Genomic DNA, 12,113 nt, shown 5'->3' with positions numbered 1-12,113 from the left:
AACGTACGACACAAACAAAGTGTATAAAACTAGACCAAGGAAAAACATGACCATCCACAATAAAAGTTCACGTTTGCTAATAGTACTTCTGTCCATATTCTTGTTACAAGCTTGTGGTATTAAGTTCTGGTATAACCGCATGGACTGGGTGGTGCCCTGGTATTTAGATGATTACGTTGAGCTCAGTAGTCAGCAGGAAGACACACTCGAAACACTGCTAGAGTTGAAAACCGAATGGCATCGTTCCAATGAACTGCCAAAATATGTCTCCATGCTCAACCGCATGGAAGCCGATATTAAGTCCGGCGCCATACACCAAACCTATGACCGCTACCGCCGAGATATTCGCGGCTTTTATGATACCCTGCTTGATGAGCTAAGCGACGATCTAGTCGCTCAGACTGCCAGCCTGACCGATGAACAGATTAAGCAGTTGATGGATAATCTCGACAAAGAAGCTAAAGAACAATACGAAGAATTCCAAGAACTCACCGATGAAGAGCGACAGGAAGAAAGACTCGAGCGACTCGAAGATAGCTTTGATGAATGGATTGGAAGCCTTACCGATGAACAAGAAAAATTGATCAAAGAAATGGCCAGCTTGCTTAAATCTTCCGGCGAAGCCACCCACCAATATCGAGCAAAATGGCGTGATGCCTTCCGTACTGCACTAGCTGAACGCAAAAGCGAATCCGGACAAGCAGCGATTAAAAGCCTGATTACTGACCCATACCAGGTCGGCGGCGAAGAGATGAATGCGATACGTGACTATAACGGTAATATTTATAAAGAATACCAGCTAAAAATGTACCGCACATTAAGTGCCAAACAAAAACGTCACGTAATCAGCGAAATTGAAGACTATCGCGAAGATTTTGAAGACCTGATCGATGATTAGATCAGGTGCAAATAAGCAAGGCCAACAGTTATCGCCAATCCGAAGCTGATTAAAGTACCAATCAAAATATACTCAGTCAGTTTTCGATCATGAGCTTCTTTTAAATCGCCAAAGCGGAACACCGATTTGGCGGCAAGCAAAAAGCCAATACCATGCCAGTTACCCGAAAGAATAAACACAAAGATAAACAGGCGCTCCAGCATTCCGATAAAACTACCGGCATTGGCCAGTGAGTGATCACCATCATAAACATTCAATGGCGCCCAGCGTGAAATAACCACTTTGATAATAATCGAAGAGACACGGGTTAAAAGAAGCACCGCGATGGCTAACGCCAAGATCTTTTCCTGTGGAATGACCCACTCGCTTATGCCTGAGAAATACAAAGACACCACAAAAGCAATAATCGCCAGATGCAATATCTGATCGATCACAAAGAACGTCCGTCGGTTCATCAAAGAATCAGGACCGCTATAGTTATCGGCATAGCGCCCTGCAATACACTTAAAACCATCAATCAGATAGTGCGTCACCACCAGAATAGTAAAGCCTAACCAGTATTGCGGATTAAACGAAAAAGCGATGGCATAAAGTAAAGCATGGACACCGGCATGATAAATCAAACCAGTCGAAGCAAACGCCTTCTGCTCCTTATCCTTAATCCACTTTAACGGTTGAATGACAAAATCAGCGACCAGATGCGCCAGTAATAATTTTAAGAAGAGTAATGTCATAGGGTACCCACTGAATCCTTAGAATAGGGTGAAATTATAAGTGCTGCTTAATCAGCTTCTGGCTGTAAGCCAACATCTCCATAATAGCATCGAACCCCGACCGATTCTGTCGCTCACTGACTCGACTTTGAGTAATACCTAACACTTCTGCAATTTCTGTCTGCGTCGCATTCGGCTTTTGCATACTGGCGCGCACTACCTCAGCACTGGACGCGGACCAGCCATCCATCGTCAATAAGGCCAGCTTGAGATTCAGGTTCAACAACTCATCCACCTCATCCCAAGGCGTCTTAATCGCCAAGGTCCGCTTTTTAAGGCTGTCGAACAGATCACCGGAATGAACAAAAGCCGATCCATTCGACTCAAGAATCGAATCGGCCTTATAAGACATATCACCAATCCCCACCGCCATACGTACATCCAGACCTTTGGTCGAACGCACCACCGCTTTCAACCAGACCGCAATGTCTAAAGCAAACTCAGGCTTATCCAGCCGTAGCTGAAAACTGTCACCACGGTAAACCTGCCACTGACGAGGAGACTCACCCAAAGTCGCCAACGCCTGTTTCAAAGGCTCAAGCCAATCCTTAGAATCCTTCTTGGCTCTAGAATTAATAATATCACCGGTAATAACCGCGACTGTAGGTATATTCTTTGTACTCATAAGCTATTTTATACGCTTTAAGATGTATATTGTCAATTATACATATAATTGCCGATTATACATCGGTAATCGATTATTGTTATCGAAATTACAACCCAAAAAGATCCAGTTATTCAGCCTCTCCCTATCGAAATTTTGTTACTGCTCCCTTGCACCTAATCCCACAAACTCATTGCAATACCAAAAAACCTAACTATTATAAAGCCTTATCTACTCTCCTCCGGTAAAAAGCAGTCTGAGAAAAGTAAGCGATACCAGAATAGACATGTTCGATTTAATAGGGTATTAGCTGGGGAAACTAGAATTAAAATAAACAATTTAAAATCAAAAGGTTATCAGCGATGTCTGGTAATATAATGTTAGGGCACTCTGACATGCGCCCACAATCTGATAGGAACAACGCTATGAGTTCTACCCCTTCGAATCGATATGCCCCAGCTTTTTTTGGGGTCGCCGGCATCCTGTTTCTAATTGCGGGATACATCGGAAACGACATTTCCTTCTATGGGATTGGCGCTATGTTTTGCATTATTGGCATAAGCGGGCTACTTAAGAAGAAGACTCCAAACACAGACGACGCGGAATGAGCAGTTACAAAGATCGCTGCCAACCCCTTCAACAGAGTTCGTTAGACTCTTTCCGCCTTACTTTCTGGCTTAGCGCATAACAATTCATTCAAGCCTAATTTGCGTTATGACTAAAGATAGCATTATGTACCAAGGTAGCTGTTTATGCAGCGCCGTGACGATAGAAGTTCACGGTAAAATAGAGTCCATTATTCATTGCCACTGCTCAAAGTGCAGAAAAAATAGCGGTACGGCTTACGCTACAAACGGCTTCATTAACACAGAAGATCTCGTCATTAAAACTGGACAAGATTCTTTAACGTTTTACGAAACATCGCCCGGTAAAAAACGCCACTTTTGCAAGACCTGTGCGTCGCCCATTTACAGTAGCAACGAGCAATCACCCGACCGACTCCGTTTACGATTGGGGATTTTGGATTCAGACATCGTTGAGCGTCCGATTTCCCATAACTTTGTTTCATCAAAAGCTAATTGGGATGATCTGGATACTGATTTGCCCCGCTATGATTCATATGAGCCAAGTCGCGCTGATGTTCAATAGTTAGCTCAATAAGTGAGCGATAATAAGGCTCCTTTTGCTTTTAAAAGAAGGCTTGTGCATCAATAAGCCTTATATTGCGGTTGCCCGCTTTATCGCAAAGTATCTCGGGTTACCTGACGATCGACGCGATGAGTATGAGGCAAAACAAGCGGGTGGCCATAAGGCTTTATCGATCATGGAAAAGCAGCTGTCCACTACACCTTATCTGACCGGCGAATCATTCACCACAGCGGATATTAGCCTTTATGGTTATACTCATGTCGCTCATGAAGGTGGATTCGATCTGAGCCACTACCCCGCTGTTTCAGCATGGATAAGCAGGATACAGGCATTAGACAACTATATTGGCATGTTCTAAATCTTAATTCAGTTAGTTTTAAGGTTGTTGCCCTGAGGTTAATCATTTAGTCTTAATGAATGAAGTCGTTACTAATAGATGAGGATAACTTGGCTGTATCAATGCCATAAGCTAGTAGAATTTTTACCGGTGCCCATGCTTAGCAGAAAGGTATCGCGCGTAAAGACCATCCGTCTTTTTGAATTTAGTTTAAGGGGTACAAAATGCCTAATGCGGATCTGAAATTAAAATCGCCACCCTGGCTTAAGAATGCCGATGGTAAGACTCGGCGGATTGGGGTGGAGCTTGAAATGAGCGGTCTCGAACTTGATACGATCGCATCGTTGGTCGCTAATCATTTTAACCTCACGACTTCCTCTGATGGGCGCTATGTTAGAACACTGAAAGGTGATAATGCGGGAGAATGGACTGTCGAATTAGATTACGACCGGCTCAAAAAAATGGGTCGCAAGGAGCTGGGAGATAAAACATTTTCTGATAAGGTTAACCGTTCTAGCGAAGAGCTGTTGGCGTGGGCAGCAAAAGCGCTGGTGCCAGTAGAAGTTATCAGCCCACCTCTACCTTTGGACAGATTGAAGGATGTTGAGGGCTTAGTTAAATGTTTACGCAAAAAAGGAGCTAAAGGTACGGCTGACAGAGCTGTTAATGCGTTCGGCTTGCAACTTAATCCTGAATTAGCCAGCCATGAAGCAAACCATATTACTGCTTGTTTGAAGGCTTTCATGTGTCTTTATGATTGGCTTTATAAGCGTGCCGATATTGATCTTACGCGCCGGATAACCAGCTATGTAGACCCCTTCCCTACTGCATACATTAAGAAGATCATCAAAACCGATTACAGGCCTGAGCTGACAGATCTGATTGATGACTACCTGATGGATAACCCAACCCGCAACCGAGCCCTTGATATGCTGCCTCTGTTTAAGCACTTGGATGAACAGCGAGTACTTGATAAAACCGATGATGAACTGATAAAGGCACGCCCAACGTTTCATTATCGGCTACCCAATTGTGATATTGATAACCCTAAATGGGGAATATACAAAGCATGGAACGACTGGGTTGAGGTAGAACGTCTTGCTGCCGATGAAAATCGCTTACAAGCTTGTTGCCAAGCTTATGAAGAATATTTGAGAAGCCCCTTGAAGCGACTTTTTACCGACTGGAGCAAGATATTGGAGAAACAATGGCTAAACCCGTAATTGCGATTACTGGACCCAATAAAGGTGCCTTTGGCCCCAGGTTATTGGTGGCATGGGCCATTCGTCTCTACGGTGGGCGCCCGCTACAATTGCGACCGGGCGACGAACAGTTTCAGCACGAATATGATGGCGTGGTGATCACTGGCGGGCATGATGTTGAACCTGTGTTGTATGCTACAGAGCCGGAAGTGGAGCCAAAATACGATAGCGCTCGCGATGCTTTTGAAATGAAAATTATTAAAGATGCCTTGAAGCGAAACCTGCCGTTACTAGGAATATGCCGAGGAGCTCAACTGCTTAATGTTGCTTGCGGAGGAACATTGTTTCAGCAGCTTCATCTGCATCGCGTAAAAACCTCAAACCGGTGGACTATATTTCCGTTAAAAACCCTCTACAAATCCGACACACCAGAAGCAGGTAACAGTTTACTCCTGTCAATTATGGGAAGTAATCCTTCTAAAATTAACAGCCTGCATAATCAGGGTATTGATAAAGTCGGTCAAAACTTAATAGTTACCGGCAGAGATGCGGATAAGATTGTTCAAGCTATTGAAGCTCCAGCGATACCATTTGTGCTAGGAGTGCAGTGGCATCCCGAATTTTTGCTATACATGAAATCTCAGCGAGCTATCTTTAAAGCCCTGGTGACATGCGCTGTTAACAATCAGCATTGAAAGGCTTGGATTAGCTTATCGAGTTTAGAAGTCCCAGATACAATAGTGCCCACTCTAACAAGTAAACACTTTTAATCAGTCGATGTTTTTTTGTAACTGCTTGGTGATTTCCGTTGTTCACTATTCAGGCTGGCAGCGTTTGGAGGTTTTGCAGGAGCAAAAAACTGCCTGTGAGCCAGATGACAGTGTTGGAGAGTTCGTAATCTTTGTAGGGTGCGTCGTGACGCACCAGATGATCTATAAGTTTGTTCTACCGTTTCGTCACTAAGCAGCCCCTGCCCTTGCAGCCCTTCTTCCCATCAAAACAACACGCTACCACTTGTGCATTTTAGAAAAATTTTACAAAGCTTTTCCTGAGACTGATCGTTAAACTACTGGGAAAGGTCTATACTGGATAGAGCTGGGAAGCTGGTACAAAAATTGGAGTTTTGATATGCCGTTTGGGCTGAAGATTTGCGCTGCGTGGTGCTACTTTTATATTAAAGTGGCAGCCCTAGCCGCGATTTGTGTTTTTAGCCCTCAGCTATTGGCTCAAACGCCTCCCTTGTTGTTTATTCCTGATAATAAGTCTGTTGATACAGAAAATCCTCAGCGGCCTGTGTCTGCCATCCAAGCCAGTTTACAATACCACCTGATAACTGGCCGTTTGCCTCAACTGGGCACTTACCTGGCCAATGCGCCTGCTCTTTATGACTTTTATGATGCCAAGGGATTTGTTCACCTTTGGCAGCCTCTGTATCGAGAGCATAGCCCTTTGCGAGAGCTGATAGCCTATTTGCAGCAAGTCCATTTACACGGTCTGTTAGCGAGCGATTACCACTTGCGGTTGCTGCGGGACCGATGTCTGATACCGGCGCAACACCTGGTTGCCGAGTGCGATGTACTGCAAACCGATGCCCTTTTAACTCTGACTCAACATCTGCAATCCGGGAAAGTTAATCCAAACCTAATTTTTAATGAAACGGAGGTGACTAAGCCGTTGGTTGATCCTGTGCATTGGTTAAATAGAGCGCTCAATGCGTCAAGCCTTGCCGACTATTTCAAACAAGTTGAACCTGATTCGCGCGAGTACCAGGCGCTCAAAGAATACTTGACCTCACTTTCCAGCCGCGCTCCTCCAGCTTGGCCTGAACTGGCGTTAATGCCAGCCATTAAACCGCAAACCAGTGACCCACGCTTGAGCGCCATCGCCGAGCGTCTGATGTTTTGGGGGGATTTATCAGCAGATTGGACGAATGAAGCGCCTTACGAGTTGGTATACGGGGATGATTTAATTCGTGCGGTGGAAACTTTTCAATTACGCCACGGCCTCAAGGTGGATGGTGTTTTGGGAAAAAACACTATCACGACTTTAAATATCCCTCCTCCGCAACGTATCGAACAGCTCGCGGTTAATCTTGAGCGGATCCGTTGGTATGACCGTAAACCGGTTAAGCGTTTGATTAAGGTGAATATAGCCAGCTACGAACTGGTAGCGTTGGTGGATGGCGAGGTAGGCCTGCGAGCAGCTGTAATTGTTGGTCAGGTCAACCGCCCAACCCCAATCTTTGAAGATGAAATCCAGTATTTGGTCTTGAATCCTACCTGGGTAGTACCCTGGAAATTGGCCACGCAAGATAAACTTCCGCTCATCCAGGAAAACCCTCAATACTTGCTGGATAATCATTTTAGTGTCTATTTACAGGACGTGAAAATTGAAAATCCGACCGATATCGATTGGAATCAGTTCTCAAGATCTCGATTTCCTTACCGATTAGTGCAGGCTCCCGGACTCAATAATGCACTGGGACAGGTTAAATTCATGTTCCCCAATACCCATCAGGTCTACCTGCATGACACCCCAGCTAAGTCGCTATTTAACAATGAGTTAAGGGCCTTTAGTTCCGGCTGTGTTCGACTTCAGGAGCCCATAGAATTACTCTGGTGGCTGCTTAGATCGGATGGACTAAGCGACATCGATATAAAAAATCAATTGCACAAAAAACACACAAACACTGTATATTTACAGACATCCGTGCCAATACGGTTGGAATATAGGACTGTTTACTTAGATCAGAATCACACGATTCAGTTTCGGGCGGACATCTATAATCGCGACTCCAAGTTGTATCAGGCACTTCAACAACCAGCGGCAAGTTTTCTCTTGCGCTAACTCCCAAAGGACTCAACTTCTGCGGGCCAACTGGACGGTCTAGGGCATATTTTTGCTATTAATTTTATACACTGAATTCAGTGTAGGAGTTATTTTGACCGATGACTAGACTAGATGATTTTTATAAAGGGCAATCGCTATGGGCTTTACTGATGATTGCTACCTTGTGGGTCTTAACTCCGCATCCTAGCCATGCAGTTACCCAGTTCCAGGACTATCAAAGTGGCAAGGCTCAATTCGAGCTCAATGCTAATGATAAAAATATTCCTTATGAAATATTTTTTCACAGCTTAATGCCGGAACAGACATTACGCTTAACCTCCAGCCGCGCGCAACTATCGAGTCGGGTGGGGTTAAATCAGCAATGGCAAACATTAGACTGGAAGGATGGACAGTTGCAATGGCGAGCGCCGAAAACGCCGGGGCTGTATTCGCTTGAAACAACCGACAAAGCGAGCGGCCATAAAATCCAATTGTCCGTATTTGTGTTGCGTCCTGCTTCTGAAATGAAAAATGGTGTACTTAATGGCTACAAAATTGGTAGCTATCCGCAACCGCTAAAAGGCTTGCCAACTTACGCAGCGCCAAAAGGCTTCATTGAAGTCACAGCCGAAAACATGAATACCAAAATTACACCACACTTCACCTTGGGCCAATTCCTCTGCAAACAGGCGGGCGGCTTTCCGAAATACATGGTACTGAAACAAAACCTGCTTGAAAACCTGGAAAACTTATTGGCCAGTGTGAATGAAGAAGGGATTCGTACCGACAGCTTTGTGGTGATGAGTGGCTATCGCACACCGGCTTACAATAAAGCAATTGGTAATGTCGCAAACAGCCGCCATGTCTATGGCGATGCCTCAGACATTTTTATTGATGCAATGGGAAAAGGCCAAATGAACGACATTAATGGTGACGGGAAAGTGGATAAAAACGACGCTCATTACCTGTATCAATTCGCAAGCAATCACGCCATTCACGATCACCGAGAAGACTTAGTCGGCGGCATTGGCGTATACAACGCAAACTCAGCTCATGGTCCATTCGTGCATGTGGATGTTAGAGGCACCAAAGCCCGCTGGGGAATCTAGTTTAACCTGAAAAGTTTAAAGGCCATCGATTGATGGCCTTTTTTGCCTAACTGACCAGGAATTTTAGATGTCTAATATTGATTAACCTTTTCGTCACCGCTACTTAATACTTTTTCTCTAACACTTGGATGTATACCCATACGGGTAATAACAAGCTTCACCTTCTCTGGCTAATTTTCGCATTTCTATTAAGCGCTCTCGATACTCATCACAGTAAATGCTTCGATTTGGCCCTGCATGCTGTTCTATTTTCAGATAAGTTTCATAAGCTCGCCCAACAACCCAACGACAGTGCGTGTGATTTTGGGATATTAGTTGCTGCTTAATTATTGCTGGATCCTGATAGCTGTTATTCGCTTGTCGATTGCTGGCTGTGCTTCGCTGGATTGGTTTAGTGCTCTCCATGGGTATAACGCTAAATCCTTCACCTGATAGGTCCTGTACTTGATAGTTGCCTGTTGATGGTGGCTTTTCTGAAAGGTGTTTATTGCCGCTACTGTCTGTCCAAGTGTAAATCACGGGTTTTGTTGATGTAGAGTTTTCTTGTTTTTGATCAGTAAGGCTTTGTCGCTTGTTATTTACGACATTTTGACTTGCAGGTTTTTGAGAAGATTTTTCTACTGGTTTTACTGGTTGATTTTGGCTGTTATGCTCAATTTCCTGCTTGATTGACTCCACTTCAAGGTAATGCAGATAGGTGAAGCCGCCAAGTACAACCAATACTAATAAAATTCCAAATAATGCCCCAATTAAATAATTCACATCACTGTCCTTGTTTAGTGTGATAAATGGAGTCTACTTGATCGCTTTAAATTTTTGAAGCATAAAAAAGGCAGCCGAAGCTGCCTGAAAAAAATCAAAACATTGATGATTATTTTAAAATAGCCATTTGGCTTTGGTCTCGCAGCTCTACATTTCTCAGCTCATAAGGTGCGCTTAGGCCACTCTTCGCTAAGATATTTGAGTCAAATTCCATCATGATCTGCCCTGCACCACGACCAAGCTTCTGGGCGGTGTGAGTTACCATTACAGGTTTCATGTTGCCGGCCTTATCTGTGCCATATAAAACACCGCGCACTTCAAAACGGCTGTCCTGACTTACGTTCACTGGCACCATGGCTTTTAGGTTCTTATCACCGCCAACAATTTGCACATTGGCTCCCATTGAGGCTGTCATTTCGTCATAGGAAAATGGTACTCGACCATTGCGTTGAACCAGCTTGCCATTCACATGAGCTTTAACTTCAGTGTGTAGTTCCCACAAAGCGCCTGGAACATTATCAGCCGCCATTTTCATGGGCATTTTAACCTGATAACCGTCTCCTGATTTTTTGAAAATCACTGGGTAACTTTGACCGGAAGGCGATACTAGCTGTCCTTTGATATTGCGGATGGTTTGCGCTTGACCTTGATCGAAGACATGGGCATCGACATTCAGCATGTCACCTTTGAAATAGCCGCCACGTTGTGATTTAAGATATAAAGCGGTGTCGCTATTTTTCTCAAAGACATTGATGCGGTATTTGCCGTTAGGGTTAAGCTTTTGGTTGGTCTGCAAAGTAAATTCACCTTGGCCCAGATTATCTGCAATCTTAAAGCCGGTGGTTCCGCGCTGGAAACCAACGCCTTGCGCTTGCATAGCATTGCTGTCCACCAACATGTCAAAACCACTGCCTTTAGCGAAGCTTTTGCCGCCCTTCTGGCTGATATTCATCATCTGTGGCTCAACGGCTGAACGGCCATCGGCTGCAGAGATACGAACCAAAGCGCCCGGTGCACTGGTGGTTAATGAGACACCACGTTGTAGTGATTGCCCATTGACGTCCAGGCTGTATTCACGACTTTGTGTTGCTGGAATATGGTTGCTTTGAGTAATGCTAAATTTGTTGTCCTGGACAACAGCAAAACTATAGCTGGCTGCGTCATGCCTTGTGGTATTAGTATTCGCGCTAACAGCTGAACTCATCATAAGAGCCAGCGTAGTAGAAGTAATTAATACGATATTCTTCATGATGGGCTCCTTAAATTCGGTTACGAAGGTATGAGTCTAGGTAGAAACAGTTGCGACGGCTTTGCGCATGGCTAAGCGGCTCACCACCTTTGGTATACCATTTGTCATAGAACCAGACTGAACCAGCAGCACTTTGCGAACTGCAATTTAAGAAACCATCGGAACAGCTGTCGAGCCAGTTTTGTGTGAACTCAAGCCCCACATTTTGCGAATAGCCTCCGCAATAACTGTCGCCATCCCAAATCGCCGACTCAACATCGGTACCCACAACATTGACAAAAGGCTTGGGTAAACTTGGACGACCTGCTGTGCCGTATAACCAGTTTGCGTTATAGCTCGCCATCCAAGATTCCTGCTGCTGACGTACCGCATCGTTTTGATAACCAAGCAACCAACCTAGCGATTGTTCGAAGGCATTACCGCTCAACACGGCTTGTGCTAGCGGTGTACCACCACTTGATGGAGCTAAGGCAATCACTTCTTTAGTTTTATTGATGATATTCGGAAATCGGCTGTCCCAGGTTGGGTTTGACAGGATCCAGCGGACGACGTTACCACCGTTTGAGTGAGTAATCAGGGTCATCTGCGTAATGCCCTTATTATTGATAAAGTTAGTTAATTGACCTGCTAAACAACCTGATGCACGGCTGTCCCACATGTATTGAGTAAAGTCACAGTTAATGACGGTGTAGTTACTTGAATTTGGAAGACCTTGAATGACCGATTGAATCATTGAGCCCGTCCAGTAATCGTTATAAGCATCGCTTTGCTGGCCTGTGCCATGAACAAAAGCCACACCAACATTCGCACTCGCAGAAGCTGCCATCAAGGAACCGCCAATCAAAGACGCCCCCAACAAGAGCTTGTTTAGGAAAGATTTATTCAGCATATGCTACCCCCTAGGTTTTAAGCTGACTGCACGCTTATAGCCTTTTTATAGTCTGTGCAGGGCTACAAGCATTCCTCTCTTCGCCTCTAATTAGTTTTTATAAGGCAAGAAGGTTATAGCATCAGTTTTACTAATTGTAAAAAACGCTAGTTTTAAACAACCAGAGCTAAATAACTTAGCCATTTTCATACCAATAAAGAGATGCAACCAATTGTTATTTAAGATTTTTTAACATACTTTCAAACAGGCGATTAAAATATAAATGCACGCATTCAAACAGCCGACCGAAAAGGGCAAGTCATTAGTAGAAGT

Annotated in this window: 11 protein-coding genes and 1 pseudogene; 7 read left to right on the top strand and 5 right to left on the bottom strand. The window is 44.4% G+C overall.

What is annotated here, in order from left to right:
* Nucleotides 1-46 precede the first annotated feature (46 nt).
* On the top strand, nt 47-898 hold the full coding sequence (locus tag ACN0VI_RS05760; protein ID WP_417446075.1) for a DUF6279 family lipoprotein: 852 nt from the start codon (nt 47-49) through the stop codon (nt 896-898).
* Here the strand turns inward: ACN0VI_RS05760 and ACN0VI_RS05755 are convergent.
* Nucleotides 895-1,632 (bottom strand): DUF3307 domain-containing protein, encoded by a 738-nt coding sequence (locus ACN0VI_RS05755; RefSeq protein WP_417446074.1) that lies wholly within the window; start codon nt 1,630-1,632, stop codon nt 895-897. The genes ACN0VI_RS05760 and ACN0VI_RS05755 overlap by 4 nt on opposite strands.
* Before the next feature lie 34 nt (nt 1,633-1,666).
* Nucleotides 1,667-2,296 (bottom strand): SatD family protein, encoded by a 630-nt coding sequence (locus ACN0VI_RS05750; protein WP_417446073.1) that lies wholly within the window; start codon nt 2,294-2,296, stop codon nt 1,667-1,669.
* A 711-nt stretch (nt 2,297-3,007) separates the two neighbouring features.
* Here ACN0VI_RS05750 and ACN0VI_RS05745 point away from each other — a divergent pair.
* The 6 genes and pseudogenes from ACN0VI_RS05745 (at nt 3,008) to ACN0VI_RS05720 (ending at nt 8,901) form a co-directional block, all read left to right on the top strand.
* Complete coding sequence (locus tag ACN0VI_RS05745; protein WP_417446072.1) at nt 3,008-3,424, top strand: GFA family protein; 417 nt, start codon at nt 3,008-3,010, stop codon at nt 3,422-3,424.
* A gap of 61 nt (nt 3,425-3,485) precedes the next feature.
* Nucleotides 3,486-3,782 (top strand): annotated as a pseudogene (locus tag ACN0VI_RS05740) (glutathione binding-like protein); the annotation flags it as partial.
* 203 nt (nt 3,783-3,985) lie between these two features.
* Nucleotides 3,986-4,984, top strand: coding sequence for an amidoligase family protein (locus tag ACN0VI_RS05735; protein WP_417446071.1), 999 nt, complete (start codon nt 3,986-3,988; stop codon nt 4,982-4,984).
* The gene (locus ACN0VI_RS05730) at nt 4,969-5,658 is read left to right on the top strand and encodes a gamma-glutamyl-gamma-aminobutyrate hydrolase family protein (RefSeq protein ID WP_417446070.1); all 690 of its coding nucleotides are present in this window, start codon (nt 4,969-4,971) and stop codon (nt 5,656-5,658) included. The genes ACN0VI_RS05735 and ACN0VI_RS05730 overlap by 16 nt, the downstream gene beginning before the upstream one ends.
* 433 nt (nt 5,659-6,091) lie before the next feature.
* Nucleotides 6,092-7,810: a L,D-transpeptidase family protein gene (locus ACN0VI_RS05725; RefSeq protein ID WP_417446069.1), complete on the top strand. Its 1,719-nt coding sequence runs from the start codon at nt 6,092-6,094 to the stop codon at nt 7,808-7,810.
* A 101-nt stretch (nt 7,811-7,911) separates the two neighbouring features.
* Nucleotides 7,912-8,901: a D-Ala-D-Ala carboxypeptidase family metallohydrolase gene (locus tag ACN0VI_RS05720; protein ID WP_417446068.1), complete on the top strand. Its 990-nt coding sequence runs from the start codon at nt 7,912-7,914 to the stop codon at nt 8,899-8,901.
* A 117-nt stretch (nt 8,902-9,018) separates the two neighbouring features.
* On the opposite strand, the gene ACN0VI_RS05715 is transcribed toward ACN0VI_RS05720, so the two are convergent.
* From ACN0VI_RS05715 to ACN0VI_RS05705, 3 genes are all read right to left on the bottom strand, one after another.
* Nucleotides 9,019-9,663, bottom strand: a complete 645-nt coding sequence (locus tag ACN0VI_RS05715; RefSeq protein WP_417446067.1) for a hypothetical protein — start codon at nt 9,661-9,663, stop codon at nt 9,019-9,021.
* A 109-nt stretch (nt 9,664-9,772) separates the two neighbouring features.
* Nucleotides 9,773-10,912: a DUF4785 domain-containing protein gene (locus ACN0VI_RS05710; protein WP_417446066.1), complete on the bottom strand. Its 1,140-nt coding sequence runs from the start codon at nt 10,910-10,912 to the stop codon at nt 9,773-9,775.
* A gap of 10 nt (nt 10,913-10,922) precedes the next feature.
* Nucleotides 10,923-11,738: a hypothetical protein gene (locus ACN0VI_RS05705; protein WP_417446580.1), complete on the bottom strand. Its 816-nt coding sequence runs from the start codon at nt 11,736-11,738 to the stop codon at nt 10,923-10,925.
* Nucleotides 11,739-12,113: the final 375 nt, after the last annotated feature.

Origin of the sequence: Kangiella sp. (assembly GCF_048265365.1) — a bacterium.
GTDB lineage: Bacteria > Pseudomonadota > Gammaproteobacteria > Enterobacterales > Kangiellaceae > Kangiella.
Note: the sequence above shows the minus strand (reverse complement) of the source record. Positions and strands in the feature narration are given on the sequence as shown.